This is a genomic window from Aquaspirillum sp. LM1 (genome assembly GCF_002002905.1).
GTDB lineage: Bacteria > Pseudomonadota > Gammaproteobacteria > Burkholderiales > Aquaspirillaceae > Rivihabitans.
Window position 1 is genome coordinate 421,527 of sequence record NZ_CP019509.1, and the last position, 17,245, is coordinate 438,771.

Here is a 17,245-nt window from a genome sequence, read left to right on the forward strand (position 1 = left end):
TGACTTTACTGGTCGCGCTGGCTCAGTTCCTGGTACAGCGCGGTGTATTCCCGGCTGAGCTTGTGCTTGGGGTCGAGGTGGACCATCGGCAGGCTGGTCTGGTGCGATTCGCGGATCTTCACCGACGACGACAGTCTGGCGTTCAGCATCGGCATGCCTTCGGCGGCCAGTTCGGCCACCAGTTTGGCCGGCAGCGCGGCGCGCGGCTGAAACTGGTTGACCACAATCCCTTCCAGCTGCAGGCCGGCGTTATGGTCGGCGCGGATTTCCTGCAGGTTGTCCAGCAGGGTGTACAGCGCCCGGCGCGAGAAGTCGTCACAGTCAAACGGAATCAGCACCCGGTCACAGGCAATCAGCGCCGAGCGGGAGAAAAAGTTCAGCGCGGGTGGGGTGTCCACCCAGATTTCATCAAACTGGCCGGCCAGTTCATTCAGTGTGTCGCGCAGCTTGTACATCTTGTAGCGCGCTTCCAGCTTGGGGCCCAGTTCGCCCAGTTGCGGGTGCGAGGTCATCAGCGACAGGCCGGCAAACGGGCTGGGGTGAATATGTGCCGGCACCGGCTGGCTGTTCAGGCTGAAATTGAGGATCTGGTCAAAAAAGTCGAACAGCGACGGACGCAGGCTGTCGGCTTGTGGGCCAAACACGTAGTGCGACAGATTGCCTTGCGGGTCCAGGTCAACCACCAGCACGCGCTGGCCCTGTTGTGCGGCCACGGCGGCCAGGTTGGCGGTGATGGTGGATTTGCCCACGCCGCCTTTTTGGTTGAACACTACGCGTTTGATTGCCGTCATGCGGGGTCTTTCCTTGCTGGGTCAGGGGCGGGCGCAGACAAACTGCATTTGCTGGTAGCTGGCCGAGTTGGGCGGGATGGCTGCCGGCTTGATTTCTCCGTCATTATACGTATGGCTGGCCACCGTCCGGCCATTTTCATCGTACAGCGTGCTGGCCAGCAACTGATAGCTCTGCGCCTGGCAGTCGATGCGCCAGCTATTGACCGACACCTTGTGCCGGGGCATCTGGCCAAAGGTTTCCCGCTTCAGGTTGAAAATGGTTTTGCGGTCGCGAAAGGTCACCAGGTGGCCATGGCGCACCAGCGACTGTTTGTCCAGTTCGTGCAGGATATTGCCATTGGGGTTGACCCCCAGGTTCTGCCACTGTGCATTGGCCCCTGGATCGCGCAATACGGTGGGGCGCGCCGGTTCTTCCGGCGTGACGGTGGCGCAGGCGGCCAGCCAGATGGCCAGCAGGGCTGGCAGGCAAGAACGGTGCAGCATGAGGCTGACTCCTGAAATCCATGGCAATGAAAGGGCTAAAGTGTCGCACAGAGCGGCAGGCAAACCAAATTCTCAGGGCAATCGCCTGCGGGCGTGGCGCGGCGAGCAAGCGCCTGGTGTGTGAAAGGGAAGGGCCGAGGGGGGCATGGTCAGGCTTCGCGTGGTGCCAGCGGGTAGGTGTGTGGCATTTTTGCCATGGCTTTGAGCCAATTTTTCTGCCTGCGCGGAACTTTTTTCTGCGTGGACGGGCCTCACGTAGCGTGTTTTCTCCTCTACGTTCCTCTGTTTCCGGAACGCTGCAGCCACCTGCTTGCGCGGGTGGCTTTTTTTTTGTGCGACAATTCGGTTTTTACCCAGATTGCCCGGCATGCACGATGCGCTGACCCTTCTCCAGCAGGTTTTTGGCTACCCCGAGTTTCGCGGGCTGCAGGCCGAAATCGTCACGCATGTGGCCGAAGGCCAGAACGCGCTGGTGCTGATGCCCACCGGCGGCGGCAAATCGCTGTGTTTTCAGTTGCCGGCCTTGTTGCGCCCTGGCGTGACCGTGGTGGTGTCACCGCTGATTGCCCTGATGGAAGACCAAGTGGCCGCTTTGTCCGAGCTGGGCGTGGCGGCGGCGTATCTGAATTCCACCGTGGAGGCCGATGAAGCCCGGCGAATTGCCCAGGCGGCGCGCAGTGGTGAGCTCAAGCTGTTGTATGTGGCACCCGAGCGCCTGATGTCGGCGCGTTTTCTCAGCTTTCTGGATACGCTCGACCTGGCGCTGTTTGCCATCGACGAAGCGCATTGCGTGTCGCAATGGGGACACGACTTCCGTCCGGAATACCAGCAATTGGGGGTGCTGGCCGAACGTTTTCCCGCTATTCCCAGGGTGGCGCTGACCGCCACTGCCGACCCGCAGACCCGCGAAGAAATCCTGCACTACCTGCATCTGGGCAATGCCCGGGTGTTTCTGTCCAGCTTTGACCGGCCCAACATCACCTATACCGTGGTGGAAAAACACCAGGCCAAGAAGCAGCTGTCCAGCTATATCCAGCAACATCACGCCGGGCAGTCCGGCATTGTTTACTGCCTGTCGCGCAAGCGGGTGGAAGACACCGCAGCCTGGCTGGTGGAACAGGGCATCAGCGCGCTGCCCTATCACGCCGGCCTGCCCAGCGCCTTGCGCAGCACCCATCAGCGGCGTTTCTTGCGTGAAGAAGGCATTGTGATGGTGGCCACGGTGGCGTTTGGCATGGGCATCGACAAGCCGGATGTGCGCTTTGTTGCCCACCTGGATTTGCCGCGCAGCCCGGAAGGCTTCTATCAGGAGTCGGGCCGTGCCGGGCGCGATGGCCTGCCGGCGGCCAGCTGGCTGTGCTTTGGCCTGAGCGATATGGTCCAGCTGCAGCAAATGCTGTTCGAGTCCGAGCAGGATCAGGCGCGCAAGCAGGTGGAGCTGGGCAAGCTCGACGCCATGCTGGCCTACTGTGAAACCGCCGCCTGCCGCCGTCAGCTGCTGCTGGCCCACTTTGGCGAAGCCATCGAGCCTTGCGGCAAGTGCGACAATTGCCTGAACCCGCCAAAAACCTTCGACGCCACCACGCTGGCGCAAAAAGTGCTGTCGTGTATCTATAGAGTGAATCAGCGCTGTGCCGCCAACCATGTGATCGATATCCTGCTCGGGCGCGACAGCGAAGGCGTGCGCCAGCGCGGCCATCAGCAATTGTCCACCTTTGGCATTGGCAAGGAGCTTAACCAGCGCGGCTGGCGTTCGGTCATCCGCCAACTGGTGGCGCAAGGCTATCTGACGGTGGACGTCAGCGCCTATCAATCGCTCAAGCTGACCGAAACCTGCCGCGCCGTGCTGCGTGGCGAAACGTCCGTATTTTTGCGCCCAATCCGCAACGACGCACCGAGCAAGTCGGTCAGCGACAGCGACCGCTGGCTGCGCACCGAACGCGAAGAACGCATCTGGCAGGCGCTGCGCACCTGGCGCAAAAAGCTGGCCGACGAACACAATGTGCCGGCCTATGCGGTATTGTCCGACAAGAGCCTGCGCGACCTGACCGAACGCCGGCCACAGAACGAAGACGCACTGCGCCAGATCTACGGCATTGGCGAAATGAAACTGGCACGCTATGGCACCGGCCTGCTGGAAATTCTGCGCGAATCGGCCAACTGATTCGCTACAATCTGCCCTGGCTGTGCGCCGCCTTCTTTCCCTACTTATTTGCACCAGGAATTGCCATGCCCGTGAATCTTGCTCCGATTGACCCCGCCGCCCTGCTCCCTGTCGCCGGCGTGACCTTGTCTTACGCTGAAGCTGCCGTCAAAAAGCCGGGCCGAAAAGACGTGCTGCTGATTGAACTGGCGGAAGGTTGCCAGGTGGTCGGGGTGTTTACCCGCAACCGCTTCTGCGCCGCGCCAGTGCATCTGTGCCGCAGCCATCTGGCCAGCGGCCTGCCGATGCGCGCGCTGGTGGTGAATACCGGCAATGCCAACGCCGGAACTGGCGAGGATGGCCGGCAGCGGGCGCTGGCAGTGTGTCAGGCCGTGGCCGAGCAACTGGGCTGCCAGGCCGAACAGGTGCTGCCGTTCTCCACCGGGGTGATTCTGGAGCCGCTGCCGTTTGAAAAAATCAACCAGGCGCTGCCGCAACGCCAGCCGGCCAATTGGGCGGATGCCGCTGAAGCCATCATGACCACCGACATCCAGCCCAAGGCCGCGTCGCGCCAGCTGGTTCTGGGCGGCAAAACCGTCACCCTGACCGGCATTGCCAAGGGCTCCGGCATGATCCATCCGAATATGGCCACCATGCTGGGCTTTGTGGCCACCGATGCGGTGATTGCGCCAGAACTGCTGCAAGGCCTGCTCAGCCAGGTGGCGGATCTGTCCTTTAATAGCATTACCGTTGATGGCGACACCTCGACCAATGATTCTTTCATGCTGATTAGCAGCGGTCAGGCGGGCAATGCGCCGATCAATCAGCTCGACAGCGCCGACTACCAGGCATTTGCAGCTGCGCTGCAGTCGCTGTCGATTGAGCTGGCCCAGGCGATTGTGCGCGACGGCGAAGGCGCTACCAAGTTCATGACCATTACCGTGGAAGGTGGCCGCTCGCGTGAAGAATGCAAAACCATCGGTTACGCCATTGCCCGTTCACCGCTGGTGAAAACCGCCTTCTTTGCTTCCGACCCCAATCTGGGCCGGATTCTGGCGGCCATCGGCTATGCCGGGATTGACGATCTGGATGTCGATCAGTTGTCGCTGTATCTGGATGATGTGCTGGTGGCGGTCAACGGCGGGCGTAACCCGGCCTATCAGGAAGAAGATGGCCAGCGGGTGATGAACAAGCCGGAAATCCTGGTGCGTGTGGTGCTGGGCCGGGGAGAAGCCGCTGCCACGGTGTGGACATGCGACTTTTCCTATGACTACGTGCGGATCAACGCCGACTACCGCAGCTGATTTGATGCGCTGTCTGGTCATTGCCCATGAAAAAACGCCCGGTAGGGCGTTTTTTCATGGGCTGAGCCACAAAGAATCAGGGTTTGAGCGCTGGTGTTGAACGGGTGTGACAGCGATTTTGCGAAGGGGTGAAACTTTTTTGCGATTTTTTGTAAAAAGTTTTCCGTTTGATTTCAGCGATTTATCGTGTTTTTCACGGTTTTGCACAAAAAAGTGTGTTTTGGGGTGTTGACGGTTTTTCAGGTGGTGCGTATAGTTCGCCTCTCTGCTGCTGACGCAGAAAACGAAACGAAGCGAAACAAACCGCTGACGTTACCGGTTTCTGGGTTGGAAAGCAACTGCTCTTTAACAGAATGACAACCGATAAGTGTAGGCGCTTGTTCCGAGGAACAAGAGCTTGCACAAGAATGATCAAAGAATCGTTAGATTCTCTGAGAGTTTGCGTCAAGCGAAGTAATATTTGCAGAGATTGAACTGAAGAGTTTGATCCTGGCTCAGATTGAACGCTGGCGGCATGCTTTACACATGCAAGTCGAACGGCAGCACGGGTGCTTGCACCTGGTGGCGAGTGGCGAACGGGTGAGTAATGCATCGGAACGTACCTATCAGTGGGGGATAACACATCGAAAGATGTGCTAATACCGCATATTATCCGAGGATGAAAGCGGGGGACCTTAGGGCCTCGCGCTGATAGAGCGGCCGATGTCGGATTAGCTAGTTGGTGAGGTAAAGGCTCACCAAGGCGACGATCCGTAGCGGGTCTGAGAGGATGATCCGCCACACTGGGACTGAGACACGGCCCAGACTCCTACGGGAGGCAGCAGTGGGGAATTTTGGACAATGGGCGAAAGCCTGATCCAGCCATGCCGCGTGAGTGAAGAAGGCCTTCGGGTTGTAAAGCTCTTTTGTCCGGGAGGAAATCCTGACCCCTAATACGGGTCGGGGATGACAGTACTGGAAGAATAAGCACCGGCTAACTACGTGCCAGCAGCCGCGGTAATACGTAGGGTGCAAGCGTTAATCGGAATTACTGGGCGTAAAGCGTGCGCAGGCGGTTTTGTAAGCCAGATGTGAAATCCCCGAGCTTAACTTGGGAACTGCGTTTGGAACTGCAAGACTAGAGTGTGTCAGAGGGGGGTAGAATTCCACGTGTAGCAGTGAAATGCGTAGAGATGTGGAGGAATACCGATGGCGAAGGCAGCCCCCTGGGATAACACTGACGCTCATGCACGAAAGCGTGGGGAGCAAACAGGATTAGATACCCTGGTAGTCCACGCCCTAAACGATGTCTACTAGTTGTCGGGAGAGGAATCTCTTGGTAACGCAGCTAACGCGTGAAGTAGACCGCCTGGGGAGTACGGTCGCAAGATTAAAACTCAAAGGAATTGACGGGGGCCCGCACAAGCGGTGGATGATGTGGATTAATTCGATGCAACGCGAAAAACCTTACCTGGTCTTGACATGTAGCGAATCCTGCAGAGACGCAGGAGTGCCCGAAAGGGAACGCTAACACAGGTGCTGCATGGCTGTCGTCAGCTCGTGTCGTGAGATGTTGGGTTAAGTCCCGCAACGAGCGCAACCCTTGCCATTAGTTGCCATCATTAAGTTGGGCACTTTAATGGGACTGCCGGTGACAAACCGGAGGAAGGTGGGGATGACGTCAAGTCCTCATGGCCCTTATGACCAGGGCTTCACACGTCATACAATGGTCGGTACAGAGGGTTGCCAAGCCGCGAGGTGGAGCTAATCTCATAAAACCGATCGTAGTCCGGATCGCAGTCTGCAACTCGACTGCGTGAAGTCGGAATCGCTAGTAATCGCGGATCAGCATGTCGCGGTGAATACGTTCCCGGGCCTTGTACACACCGCCCGTCACACCATGGGAGTGGGGGATACCAGAAGTGGGTAGGCTAACCGCAAGGAGGCCGCTTACCACGGTATGCTTCATGACTGGGGTGAAGTCGTAACAAGGTAGCCGTAGGGGAACCTGCGGCTGGATCACCTCCTTTCTAGAGAAACCTCTGGAATAAGCGTCTACAACTTATCGGTTGTCGAAAAAAGTGCAGTGAGAGGAATCGGGGAGTGTCCCTGAACAAACTCCGGTTCCGAACGGAACATGGGTTTGTAGCTCAGCTGGTTAGAGCACCGTCTTGATAAGGCGGGGGTCGTTGGTTCGAGTCCAACCAGACCCACCAGATTGTCCATGACTGCGTTGCGAAACGACTCGTGTACTTGTTGTACACGTCGCCGTTCCGACGCCTTGTCCTGAACAATCTGGTGCTGATAGAAATCGCGTTTATTTGCGCGATCAATATCAGTGTGATAAAGTTCTCTGTTCCACCGATTCAAAGCTTAATTGGGTCGTCGGAACAAAAACGATAAAGCTTTCAGGCAAGGCGAGAGGAAGCGACGTGTACTCATGTACACGAGCGACCGAACAACGCAGCATGAAAGGTTTAGCGGGGGATTAGCTCAGCTGGGAGAGCATCTGCTTTGCAAGCAGAGGGTCGTCGGTTCGATCCCGTCATCCTCCACCACCCTCACACAAGCGCTCAAAAGAGAAGGCGAAACCTTGTCTTTTGCGTGTTTAACGCACTGATCTTTAACAAAACGGAAGAGTAACGACACAAATCAATGCCAGATTGATGGGTCAAACCATCAGTCAGGAAAAGAAATGGGTCAGATTGTATCGCGATCACGCTGGGAAGCGTGGTCGTAAAAGCAAACACCTGTAAGTCTCTCGACTTATAGGATCAAGCGAATAAGTGCATCTGGTGGATGCCTTGGCGATGATAGGCGACGAAGGACGTGCAAGCCTGCGAAAAGCTACGGGGAGCTGGCAATGAAGCTTTGATCCGTAGATGTCCGAATGGGGAAACCCACTCAGCAATGAGTACTCCCACCTGAACACATAGGGTGGGTAGAGCGAACCGGGAGAACTGAAACATCTAAGTACCCCGAGGAAAAGAAATCAACCGAGATTCCGTAAGTAGTGGCGAGCGAACACGGATCAGCCTGCATGTGATAGCGGTAGTGTTAGGAGAAGAACCTGGAAAGGTTGGCCATAGTGGGTGATAGCCCCGTATCCGAAAACACAACCGTGGTACTAAGCATGCGACAAGTAAGGCGGGACACGTGAAATCCTGTCCGAAGATGGGGGGACCATCCTCCAAGGCTAAATACTCATCATCGACCGATAGTGAACCAGTACCGTGAGGGAAAGGCGAAAAGAACCCCGGAAGGGGAGTGAAATAGATCCTGAAACCGGATGCATACAAACAGTGGGAGCGGACTTGTTCCGTGACTGCGTACCTTTTGTATAATGGGTCAGCGACTTACGTTCAGTAGCAAGCTTAACCGAATAGGGGAGGCGTAGGGAAACCGAGTCCGAATAGGGCGTTCAGTTGCTGGGCGTAGACCCGAAACCAAGTGATCTATCCATGGCCAGGTTGAAGGTGCGGTAACACGCACTGGAGGACCGAACCCACTAATGTTGCAAAATTAGGGGATGAGCTGTGGATAGGGGTGAAAGGCTAAACAAACTTGGAAATAGCTGGTTCTCTCCGAAAACTATTTAGGTAGTGCCTCAGGTATTACTGACGGGGGTAGAGCACTGTTATGGCTAGGGGGTCATCGCGACTTACCAACCCATGGCAAACTCCGAATACCGTCAAGTACGAGCCTGGGAGACAGACATCGGGTGCTAACGTCCGGTGTCAAGAGGGAAACAACCCAGACCGCCAGCTAAGGTCCCAAATGACATGCTAAGTGGTAAACGAAGTGGGAAGGCCTAGACAGCCAGGATGTTGGCTTAGAAGCAGCCATCATTTAAAGAAAGCGTAATAGCTCACTGGTCGAGTCGTCCTGCGCGGAAGATGTAACGGGGCTCAAGCATGTAACCGAAGCTGCGGATATGTACTCTGTACATATGGTAGGAGAGCGTTCTGTAGGCCTGCGAAGGTGGCTTGTAAAGGCTGCTGGAGGTATCAGAAGTGCGAATGCTGACATGAGTAGCGATAATGCGGGTGAAAGTCCCGCACGCCGAAAACCCAAGGTTTCCTACGCAACGTTCATCGGCGTAGGGTGAGTCGGCCCCTAAGGCGAGGCAGAAATGCGTAGTCGATGGGAAACAGGTTAAAATTCCTGTACCGATTGTGAGTGCGATGGGGGGACGGAGAAGGGTAGCTCAGCCAACTGTTGGAATAGTTGGTTCAAGCGTGTAGGCAGGTCCATCAGGCAAATCCGGTGGGCCAATGCTGAGGCGTGATAACGAGGTGCTACGGCACTGAAGTGAGTAATCCCATGCTTCCAGGAAAAGCCTCTAAGCTTCAGCTCACAATTGACCGTACCGCAAACCGACACAGGTGGGTAGGATGAGAATTCTAAGGCGCTTGAGAGAACTCGGGTTAAGGAACTCGGCAAATTGACACCGTAACTTCGGGAGAAGGTGTGCCCCGGTAGGGTGAAGGACCTCGCGTCCGGAGCTCGATGGGGTTGCAGTGAAAAGGTGGCTGCGACTGTTTAATAAAAACACAGCACTGTGCCAACACGAAAGTGGACGTATACGGTGTGACGCCTGCCCGGTGCTGGAAGATTAAATGATGGGGTGCAAGCTCTTGACTGAAGTCCCAGTAAACGGCGGCCGTAACTATAACGGTCCTAAGGTAGCGAAATTCCTTGTCGGGTAAGTTCCGACCCGCACGAATGGCGTAACGATGGCCACACTGTCTCAACCCGAGACTCAGCGAAGTTGAAATGTTTGTGAAGATGCAATCTCCCCGCTGCTAGACGGAAAGACCCCGTGAACCTTTACTGTAGCTTTGCATTGGACTTTGAACAGACTTGTGTAGGATAGGTGGGAGGCTTTGAAGCAGAGACGCCAGTTTCTGTGGAGCCGCCCTTGAAATACCACCCTGGTGTGTTTGAGGTTCTAACCTTGGTCCGTCATCCGGATCGGGGACCGTGCATGGTAGGCAGTTTGACTGGGGCGGTCTCCTCCCAAAGTGTAACGGAGGAGTTCGAAGGTTACCTAGGTACGGTCGGACATCGTACTGATAGTGCAATGGCAAAAGGTAGCTTAACTGCGAGACCCACAAGTCGAGCAGGTGCGAAAGCAGGACATAGTGATCCGGTGGTTCTGAATGGAAGGGCCATCGCTCAACGGATAAAAGGTACTCCGGGGATAACAGGCTGATTCCGCCCAAGAGTTCATATCGACGGCGGAGTTTGGCACCTCGATGTCGGCTCATCACATCCTGGGGCTGTAGCCGGTCCCAAGGGTATGGCTGTTCGCCATTTAAAGTGGTACGTGAGCTGGGTTTAAAACGTCGTGAGACAGTTTGGTCCCTATCTGCAGTGGGCGTTGGAAGTTTGAAGGGGGCTGCTCCTAGTACGAGAGGACCGGAGTGGACGAACCTCTGGTGTACCGGTTATGACGCCAGTCGTATCGCCGGGTAGCTAAGTTCGGAAGAGATAAGCGCTGAAAGCATCTAAGCGCGAAACTTGCCTTAAGATGAGACTTCCCTGGCACCTAGAGTGCCCTGAAGGGTCGTTCGAGACCAGGACGTTGATAGGTTGGGTGTGGAAGTGCAGTAATGCATTAAGCTAACCAATACTAATTGCCCGTGCGGCTTGATCCTATAAGCCGCGATGCTTCAGGTGTTTTAGATGTGATCTGATCCAGTTGATGACTGAAGTTACTCTTCCCGTTTTGGTGTGTTGCAGCAATGCAGCGCACGACAGCTTATGCCTGGTGTCCATAGCAAGTGGGTCCCACTCCTTCCCATCCCGAACAGGACAGTGAAACCGCTTCGCGCCAATGATAGTGCGGATTACCCGTGTGAAAGTAGGTCAACGCCAGGCTCCCATTCAAACCCCCTGTACCAAACGGTACAGGGGGTTTTGTCTTTTTATCACCCTATTGCACTATCGCTTGCACCCCCTAGCAAAAACCCCGGCTGACATGCGCCGGGGTTTGGGTTTTTCAGGGGGAATTTTTTGTTACGGCTATGCCCTGCTGCGTTGCCTGCGATGCTGCTGAAACACAAAGCGTGACCAGCAGGAGGCTGATTGTTCATCCAGCGCTGGGGTGCACGTTGCCAGGGTGTAGCCATCTAGCTGACGCTCGATGCTGACCGCCAGCGTCAACGGCAATGGACAATCCACGCTGGGATACACTTCCAGCAGGGCCGGGCCATCCTGATCCTCTGGCTGACTGGCCCAGGCAAACTGCTCCAGGCCGATCCGGCATGGTCGGCTGGGCCGGTTGGCGTGGCTATCGCGGCCTAGCCAGGCCAGGCACACATCCAGTTTGGCTTCAATCCGCAGCAGTACTGGGTCTTCACTTTGCAGTGCATCGGCCCCGAGCAGGCGTAACGCCAGCTGGGTATCGCTGTGCTGTTGCGGGCTGATCGGGCCGGCAGGCCGTAGCTGGCAGGCCAGTTGAGCATCGTAAAACAGGCTGTTCAGGGTGGGCAGGGGCATGAGCTGTATCCGTGCGGGCTGATTGGGTCAGTCGGCAAACAGATTGATCACGCCGTCCAGCCCGCTATACGTCAGTGCAACGTGGGCCTGATAGCGCACCACCGGCTTGGCGTGGAAGGCAATGCCAACGCCTGCGGCGGCCAGCATTTGCAGGTCGTTGGCCCCATCGCCGGTGGCAATCACCTGATCCTGGCGCAGCCCCAGCTCATTGCGCAGCTTGACCAGCCAGTCTGCTTTGGCCTGGGCATCGATCACCGGGCCCTTAACCTGGCCGGTCAGCCGGCCATGGACCACTTCCAGCGTATTGGCAATGGCGTAATCCAGGCCCAGCTCTTCCTTCAGCCGATTGGTAAAGTGGGTAAACCCACCTGAAATCAGCCCGATTTTCACCCCCTTGGCCTGGCAGGCGGCAATCAGTTCGCGGGCACCAGGGGTGAGTTTGACTTTCTTGTCGTAGACGGTTTTCAGCGTGCTTTCTTTCAGCCCGGCCAGCAACGCCACCCGCTCGCGCAGTGACTGGGTAAAGTCGAGCTCACCAGCCATCGAGCGTTCGGTGATTGCCGAAACCTTGTCCTTGATGCCCAGCAGCCCGGCAATTTCGTCAATGCATTCGATCTGAATCAGCGTGGAGTCCATATCGGTCATCCACAGCCCAAAGTGCTCCAGCGTGATGCCGGCAGGCACAAACGCCCAGTCGCACTCCAGTTCGCGGCAATATTGGGCAAGGGTTTCGCGGGTGTCGGCCTTGGCATCCAGAAAGCGCCACGCCGTTTTGCCCAGCGGCTCAATGGCGGGGGAACCCGCTTCCACCGCCAGCTCGGCCAGTACGTCCATGGCCAGTGCCTTGCCTTGCACAATCAGATTAAACGACGACATTGCCCGGGGCTCCTGCATGCAAAAACGCCATTATAGCGTTAGCGCCTCCCCTGGCGAATGTTGCCATCACACCGGGCGGCGGTACTCGGCTTTTGGCCACAGTGGAATGCCACCGCGCGGGGTGAAGCGGCCTTCCACTCGCAACCAATGGGGTTGCAGCAGCGCCACCAGGTCGTTGGCAATCCGGCAGATGCACGATTCGTGAAATTCGCCATGCATGCGAAACGAACCCAGGTACAGTTTGAGCGACTTGGATTCCACGCACCACTGATCCGGCTCCATATCGATCACCAGGGTGGCAAAGTCCGGCTGGCCGGTCACCGGGCACAGGCTGGTGAATTCCGGGCAGGTGATGTTCAGCGTGCCGGTCACGCCGGCTGGATTCAGTGCGCCCTGGGCGAACGGGTTGGGAAAGCGCTCCAGCAAGCTGGCGTCGGGTTGATCGTAGCGGTAGACCGTGCCGCTACCCAGATGGTGCAATTGTTCGTGCAGATTCATGATGATTTCCTGATTGGGGCGGCCTAGCGGATGTTCAGCCATTTATGGGTTTGTACTGACAGCTTCCAGCGTGGATGCTGCAGGCAGTAATCCAGCGCCGCCTGCTGGTGTTCCGGATGGGCCGGATCGTCGAGCGCTTGCAGGTAAAAGTGACGAAAATCCAGATGGGCCAGTTGTTCCGGCTGACAGTCGGCTTGGGGATACACCAGCTTGAGCTCATGACCCCAGGTTTGCGCCAGCCGGGCAGTGCCCTTGGGGCTGACGCAAATCCAGTCAAGCGCCCGTGGGGCAGGCAGGGTGCCATTGGTTTCCACCGCCACTTCAAAGCCCTGTGCGTGCAGCGCATCGACCAGCGGGCTATCCAGTTGCAGCAGCGGCTCGCCGCCAGTGCACACCACATAGCGCTGGCCGCCACAGTTGGCGGGCCACAGTGCGGCAATCCGTTCGGCCAGCGCCTCTGCCTGGGCAAATTTGCCGCCATCCGGACCCGTGCCAACAAAATCGGTATCGCAAAAGCGGCATTGCGCCTTGGCGCGGTCTGCTTCGCGGCCACTCCATAAATTACAGCCACTGAACCGGCAGAACACCGCCGGGCGGCCAGTGTGATGCCCTTCGCCCTGCAAGGAGTAAAACAGTTCTTTGACCGTATACATCACCCCTCCCCATCGCATTCGTACAGCGCGCCTTCACCGGGGCGCTGGTAGACATCCACCCGGGTGAGCTCAGGGGTGTCTGCCTGCAACTGTTCCGCTGCCCAGCGGGCAATGCCGGCACAGCTGAAATCCGCCAGGCCGGCCACTTGATCAAGCGGATGATGGTCGAGCTGTTGATAAAACGGCTTGAAGCGGGTTTTGACGTCGCCAAAGTCGAGCACCCAGCCCATCACCTGATCCAGTGTGCCGGCCAGATGCAGGCGCAGGCTGTAACTGTGCCCGGTATAACAGCCCTGGGCGTCAAACGGGGTAGCGGCTTCAAAGCGCTGGGTTTTCCAGATACGGTAATCTTGGCCATTGAACTGACTGCCGGCGGTGGCGGTTTCCCGCACAATGACATGATCCAGCGCCAGCTGATTGGCCAATTGCTGCCACAGCCAGTGGCTGAGTACTTCGCTGGTGGGGTTGGCCAGACCGGGGATGTCGTTGAGCAGGCGCTGATGCAACTGCGGATGCAGCCCCTGCCAGGCCTGTTCCAGTTCGGCATGCGTGTTGCGGGCACATAGCGTGACGCCAAAACCATGGCCGTGCAGGCGTCCGCACTGGTGGCCGGCAGGCACATTAGGCAACCGGTGAGCCGCTTCAAAACTGACCTGCAGCCAGTGCAGCAGCGGGCCGCCGTGGGGGGAGCACAGCACGCCACGGTCCGGTGCGCTGCGCAGCCACAGGCCGGCATGGCCAGGCAATGCATCCGCCAGCTGGGTCAGCAGGGTAGCATCGTCGGGCACGGCCAGCGCCTGGTTCAGGTCGGCGTAATCCAGCGGGGCGACCGCCTGACGGACGTGCTCCGGGCTGAGCGTGCCAAGGTTTTCTGCCCAGCGGGCATTGAGTAAAAAACTGTGGCCGTGCAGGCATCGGCGCATATCGCTGGCGGTGCGGATGCGGCGTGCCGCTTCAAAACCCGCACTGGCCGTGTACATCAGGCCAGGCATGGTTCGGCCTTTCCGGCATGACGCAGTACCAGTGGGTCAGCCACCCCGGCCTCGGCAAAGCCTTTGGCGCGCAACTGGCAGGCGGCGCATTCCCCGCACGGCGGCACGCTGCCGTGGTAGCAGGTGTGGCTGTGCGCCAGCGCGGGTAGCGCGCCAAGCTGCATGGCCAGGCGCACGGTGTCGGCTTTTGACAGGTGCATCAATGGGGTGTGCAGCTGAATCGGCCGGTCCATGCCCAGGCACAATGCCCGCTCCAGCGCCTGCAGGGTGTTGTCGCGGCAGTCCGGGTAGCCGGAATAGTCGGTTTGCGCCACGCCGACCACCAGATGGTCGAGGCGCTGTTGCCAGGCCAGCGCAGCGGCAAAGGTGAGGAAAATCAGGTTGCGCCCTGGTACAAAGGTGTTGGGCAGCTGGCTGTCGCCCTCGGTGCGCATGCCGGCTTCCGGGGTGATGCTGGCATCGGTCAGCGCATTGCCGCCCAAGGCGGCAAAAGTATTGATGGGCAACAGGTGATGGCGCACGCCAGCCTGGCTGGCAATATGGCGGGCGGCGCTTAGCTCGACGCGGTGGCGCTGGCCATAATCGAATGTGACCGCTTCAACGTGGTCAAACTGGCGCAAGGCCCAGTGCAGGCAGGTGGTCGAGTCTTGTCCGCCAGACAGCACGACAAGCGCCCGCCCACCAGACATGGTGGCAGGTAACATAACAAGCATCCCGAAAAACAGTCGGAGTCCACTTTCTGCATGGGCAGAAAGCACAATAGCGCACACAGGCTCGGTCTCGCCTGGCGCGCATCAATCAAACGTGCCGTAGTATACGTGAATCTACGGTATCAGGTAGGGGCTACTGGCGCAGCCGGCTGACCAGCAGACGATCGATCGACCAGCCTCCCGCGCCATACACAATCAGCATGGCCAGCAGCATGCCCCAGTACAGGTGAAATGCCTGGGCGATTTCCGGCATGCCGGGGTAGGCAATCACCGCCACGCCATTCAGCACAAACAGCCCGGTGGCGGCCAGCCGGGAAGCCAGACCCAGTGTGAGCAGCATCGGCAGCAGCAGTTCGCTGCTGGTGGCCAGCAAGGCGGCAACGCTGGGAGAAAGCAGCGGCACCTGGTATTCGTCAGTAAACAGCGCCAGGGTCACGTCCCAGTCAGCCAGCTTGGTCAGGCCCGCCTTGAAAAACACATCGGCCAGAAACAGGCGGACGCCCAGGGTGATGGGGGCCCGCAGGGCATTGGCGGCCTGGGCAAACGGGTGCAGGCGGTGCAGCAGGGCACGCAGCCATAATGTCATCATGATGCGGTCCATTCGGTAAAAGCGCCGGTTTGCGCCAGCGTGGCCAGTGCGTCGGCCAGCGCCAGCGCCGGCGCTTGGTTCAGGGCGGTTTCTGCCGCCTGGCCCAGCGTCTGGCCTTGCCACAAGGCGTGCAATAGCGTGGCTTCGCCAGTAGACAGCGGATGTGACACAGGCAGCCACTGTGGCCGCCCCACCAGCAGCGCGCCGCCACCGGCAGTGAGATCGACCGACTGTTCTGGATCGGCGTCGGGCTGGTGCAGCGCTTCAATCGCGGCCAGCGGCCAGCGGGAATGCAGACAACTGGCTGCCGGGTGGCGGGCCAGGCGCACATCGGCCCAGGCGTCGGCGGGCAGCGCTGCCAGTTGCGCGGGTTGCCAGACCGGGGCTGCATCGGCCCAGGCCGCCTGGTGGCGAGCCCAGTCCAGCCGGGCCACGTCGGCCAGATAAGGCAGCTCGGCTGCCGGGACAAAGCTGGCAATAAAATCGCCCATCTGTGCGCCATCATCGCTCAAATTACCGCTGGCAGCGGGAACTGCGCTGACATACTGGCGGCACAGCCCACGCATAAATGGCTCCCCCACAATCTGCCCGCACAAGTGAAACGCCGCCAGCAGCGCTTCCACCCGCACCAGCCGGGCATTGCCACGATAAGCGTCCAACCCCACTGCATTCCAGCCATCCGGCAGCGGATCGGGCGGCAGCGGCGCGGTAATGGCGGTGATTAATTGCTGTTGCCAGCGGGCCAGCACGCTCATACCGCCTCCGCTTCAACCTGCGCGGGTCGCTGCACAGCGGCCCGGCATGCATCCAGCGCTGCCTGCGCCCGCGCCGCTTCGCCTAGCAGCACCGGCAATGGCGGAATATCCAGATCCCACTCAATCAACGTCGGGCATGGGCCAAATCGGGTCAGCGCAGCCTGATACAGCGCCCAGACATCTTCGCATACCGGGCGGCTGTGCGAATCAATCACCATGCCGTCACGCCAGATAAAGCCGGCCAGATGAATCTCCCCGACCACCTCCACCGGCAAGGCCTGCATGGCGGCCAGTGCATCGCGGCCCAGATTGCACTGGTTGACGTACAGATTGTTCACGTCCAGCAACACCCCGCAGCCGGTGCGTGCCGCCAGTTCGGCCAGAAATTCGCCTTCGCCCAGGCAATCGTCCGGGCTGGCCAGGCAGGCGGACACGTTTTCCACCAGCAACTGGCAGCCCAGGGTGTGCTGCACCTGATCCACCCGCTGCGCCACATGCGCCAGGGTTTCCGGGGTATACGGCAGTGGCAGCAAGTCATTGACCACCTTGCCCTGCGCGCGGTTGAACGACAGATGCTCGGACACTGCCGCCGGCTTGACTGCGCGCACCAGCCGGGTCAGCTCGGCCAGATGGCGCGCATCCAGCGGGTCGAGTGCGCCCAGCCCCATGCCTACGCCATGCAGGCTGAGCGGATAGCGTTCGGCCAGCTGTTGCACCAGCAAGCTGGCCGGGCCGCCACCAAAGACATTTTCGCTATGCAGTTCGATCCAGCGGATATCGGGATGGCCATCCAGTGCGGCGCGGACATGTGGCGCGCGCAAACCAATGCCCGCACTTGGCGGCAGGGAGGCGTGGTTCATGGAGAAGTCTCGTCTTGGCAAAGGGGAAATGCGCCTGGGCTTGAGCGCTGCACCCGGATCAATACTGGATGCACCGCTCAAGCGCCGGCGCTGCTGGCCAGTGGGGGG

13 protein-coding genes, 2 tRNA genes, 3 rRNA genes and 1 pseudogene are annotated in these 17,245 nt (G+C 58.8%); 7 read left to right on the top strand and 12 right to left on the bottom strand.

Annotation, left to right across the window (positions count from 1 at the left end):
• Nucleotides 1-5: 5 nt before the first annotated feature.
• Both BXU06_RS01915 and BXU06_RS01920 read right to left on the bottom strand, forming a co-directional pair.
• A complete protein-coding gene (locus tag BXU06_RS01915; protein WP_077302572.1) occupies nucleotides 6-782 on the bottom strand; it encodes a ParA family protein in 777 nt (258 codons plus the stop codon).
• 30 nt (nucleotides 783-812) lie between these two features.
• The gene (locus BXU06_RS01920; RefSeq protein ID WP_077296308.1) at nucleotides 813-1,274 is read right to left on the bottom strand and encodes a surface-adhesin E family protein; all 462 of its coding nucleotides are present in this window, start codon (nucleotides 1,272-1,274) and stop codon (nucleotides 813-815) included.
• A gap of 367 nt (nucleotides 1,275-1,641) precedes the next feature.
• Here BXU06_RS01920 and recQ point away from each other — a divergent pair, with 367 nt between their 5' ends.
• The 7 genes from recQ (at nucleotide 1,642) to rrf (ending at nucleotide 10,583) form a co-directional block, all read left to right on the top strand.
• Nucleotides 1,642-3,438 (top strand): DNA helicase RecQ, encoded by a 1,797-nt coding sequence (recQ, locus tag BXU06_RS01925; protein ID WP_077296310.1) that lies wholly within the window; start codon nucleotides 1,642-1,644, stop codon nucleotides 3,436-3,438.
• A 65-nt stretch (nucleotides 3,439-3,503) separates the two neighbouring features.
• Nucleotides 3,504-4,721: a bifunctional glutamate N-acetyltransferase/amino-acid acetyltransferase ArgJ gene (argJ, locus tag BXU06_RS01930; protein WP_077296312.1), complete on the top strand. Its 1,218-nt coding sequence runs from the start codon at nucleotides 3,504-3,506 to the stop codon at nucleotides 4,719-4,721.
• 471 nt (nucleotides 4,722-5,192) lie between these two features.
• A 16S ribosomal RNA gene (locus BXU06_RS01935) occupies nucleotides 5,193-6,730 on the top strand.
• Between the two features lie 109 nt (nucleotides 6,731-6,839).
• Nucleotides 6,840-6,916, top strand: a tRNA-Ile gene (locus tag BXU06_RS01940).
• Nucleotides 6,917-7,182: 266 nt separating this feature from the next.
• Nucleotides 7,183-7,258: transfer RNA gene (locus BXU06_RS01945), tRNA-Ala, on the top strand.
• A gap of 214 nt (nucleotides 7,259-7,472) precedes the next feature.
• Nucleotides 7,473-10,360: ribosomal RNA gene (locus BXU06_RS01950) — 23S ribosomal RNA — on the top strand.
• A gap of 109 nt (nucleotides 10,361-10,469) precedes the next feature.
• A 5S ribosomal RNA gene (gene rrf, locus BXU06_RS01955) occupies nucleotides 10,470-10,583 on the top strand.
• Together the 16S, 23S and 5S rRNA genes with 2 tRNA genes alongside form the textbook arrangement of a ribosomal RNA operon.
• Nucleotides 10,584-10,727: 144 nt before the next feature.
• On the opposite strand, the gene BXU06_RS01960 is transcribed toward rrf, so the two are convergent.
• From BXU06_RS01960 to BXU06_RS02000, 10 genes and pseudogenes are all read right to left on the bottom strand, one after another.
• A complete protein-coding gene (locus tag BXU06_RS01960; protein ID WP_077296314.1) occupies nucleotides 10,728-11,204 on the bottom strand; it encodes a PilZ domain-containing protein in 477 nt (158 codons plus the stop codon).
• A gap of 27 nt (nucleotides 11,205-11,231) precedes the next feature.
• The gene (serB, locus tag BXU06_RS01965; RefSeq protein ID WP_077296316.1) at nucleotides 11,232-12,080 is read right to left on the bottom strand and encodes a phosphoserine phosphatase SerB; all 849 of its coding nucleotides are present in this window, start codon (nucleotides 12,078-12,080) and stop codon (nucleotides 11,232-11,234) included.
• Nucleotides 12,081-12,146: 66 nt separating this feature from the next.
• Nucleotides 12,147-12,578 carry a preQ(1) synthase gene (gene queF, locus BXU06_RS01970; protein ID WP_077302574.1) on the bottom strand — a complete coding sequence of 144 codons (432 nt, stop codon included), beginning with the start codon at nucleotides 12,576-12,578 and terminating at the stop codon, nucleotides 12,147-12,149.
• A gap of 23 nt (nucleotides 12,579-12,601) precedes the next feature.
• Nucleotides 12,602-13,231 carry a 7-carboxy-7-deazaguanine synthase gene (gene queE / locus BXU06_RS01975; protein ID WP_077296318.1) on the bottom strand — a complete coding sequence of 210 codons (630 nt, stop codon included), beginning with the start codon at nucleotides 13,229-13,231 and terminating at the stop codon, nucleotides 12,602-12,604.
• The gene (locus BXU06_RS18440; protein ID WP_305764634.1) at nucleotides 13,231-13,572 is read right to left on the bottom strand and encodes a 6-carboxytetrahydropterin synthase; all 342 of its coding nucleotides are present in this window, start codon (nucleotides 13,570-13,572) and stop codon (nucleotides 13,231-13,233) included. Before BXU06_RS18440 ends, queE begins: the two co-directional genes overlap by 1 nt.
• 9 nt (nucleotides 13,573-13,581) lie before the next feature.
• Nucleotides 13,582-13,902, bottom strand: a pseudogene (locus BXU06_RS18445) (6-pyruvoyl tetrahydropterin synthase family protein); the annotation flags it as partial.
• 308 nt (nucleotides 13,903-14,210) lie between these two features.
• Nucleotides 14,211-14,927: a 7-cyano-7-deazaguanine synthase QueC gene (queC, locus tag BXU06_RS01985; RefSeq protein ID WP_253189501.1), complete on the bottom strand. Its 717-nt coding sequence runs from the start codon at nucleotides 14,925-14,927 to the stop codon at nucleotides 14,211-14,213.
• A gap of 139 nt (nucleotides 14,928-15,066) precedes the next feature.
• Nucleotides 15,067-15,522 (bottom strand): DoxX family protein, encoded by a 456-nt coding sequence (locus BXU06_RS01990; RefSeq protein WP_253189502.1) that lies wholly within the window; start codon nucleotides 15,520-15,522, stop codon nucleotides 15,067-15,069.
• Entirely contained in the window at nucleotides 15,519-16,277 is a 759-nt protein-coding gene (locus BXU06_RS01995) for a DNA-binding domain-containing protein (protein WP_077296322.1), read from the bottom strand. Before BXU06_RS01995 ends, BXU06_RS01990 begins: the two co-directional genes overlap by 4 nt.
• Nucleotides 16,274-17,137, bottom strand: a complete 864-nt coding sequence (locus BXU06_RS02000; protein WP_077296324.1) for a DUF692 family multinuclear iron-containing protein — start codon at nucleotides 17,135-17,137, stop codon at nucleotides 16,274-16,276. Before BXU06_RS02000 ends, BXU06_RS01995 begins: the two co-directional genes overlap by 4 nt.
• Between the last annotated feature and the right edge of the window lie 108 nt (nucleotides 17,138-17,245).

Coding starts and splice junctions, on each gene's coding strand:
- BXU06_RS01920 (WP_077296308.1), bottom strand. CDS start 1,274: ATGCTGCACCGTTCTTGCCTGCCAGCCCTGCTGGCCATCTGGCTGGCC.
- recQ (WP_077296310.1), top strand. CDS start 1,642: ATGCACGATGCGCTGACCCTTCTCCAGCAGGTTTTTGGCTACCCCGAG.
- argJ (WP_077296312.1), top strand. CDS start 3,504: ATGCCCGTGAATCTTGCTCCGATTGACCCCGCCGCCCTGCTCCCTGTC.
- BXU06_RS01960 (WP_077296314.1), bottom strand. CDS start 11,204: ATGCCCCTGCCCACCCTGAACAGCCTGTTTTACGATGCTCAACTGGCC.
- serB (WP_077296316.1), bottom strand. CDS start 12,080: ATGTCGTCGTTTAATCTGATTGTGCAAGGCAAGGCACTGGCCATGGAC.
- queF (WP_077302574.1), bottom strand. CDS start 12,578: ATGAATCTGCACGAACAATTGCACCATCTGGGTAGCGGCACGGTCTAC.
- queE (WP_077296318.1), bottom strand. CDS start 13,231: ATGTATACGGTCAAAGAACTGTTTTACTCCTTGCAGGGCGAAGGGCAT.
- queC (WP_253189501.1), bottom strand. CDS start 14,927: ATGTTACCTGCCACCATGTCTGGTGGGCGGGCGCTTGTCGTGCTGTCT.
- BXU06_RS01990 (WP_253189502.1), bottom strand. CDS start 15,522: ATGATGACATTATGGCTGCGTGCCCTGCTGCACCGCCTGCACCCGTTT.
- BXU06_RS01995 (WP_077296322.1), bottom strand. CDS start 16,277: ATGAGCGTGCTGGCCCGCTGGCAACAGCAATTAATCACCGCCATTACC.
- BXU06_RS02000 (WP_077296324.1), bottom strand. CDS start 17,137: ATGAACCACGCCTCCCTGCCGCCAAGTGCGGGCATTGGTTTGCGCGCG.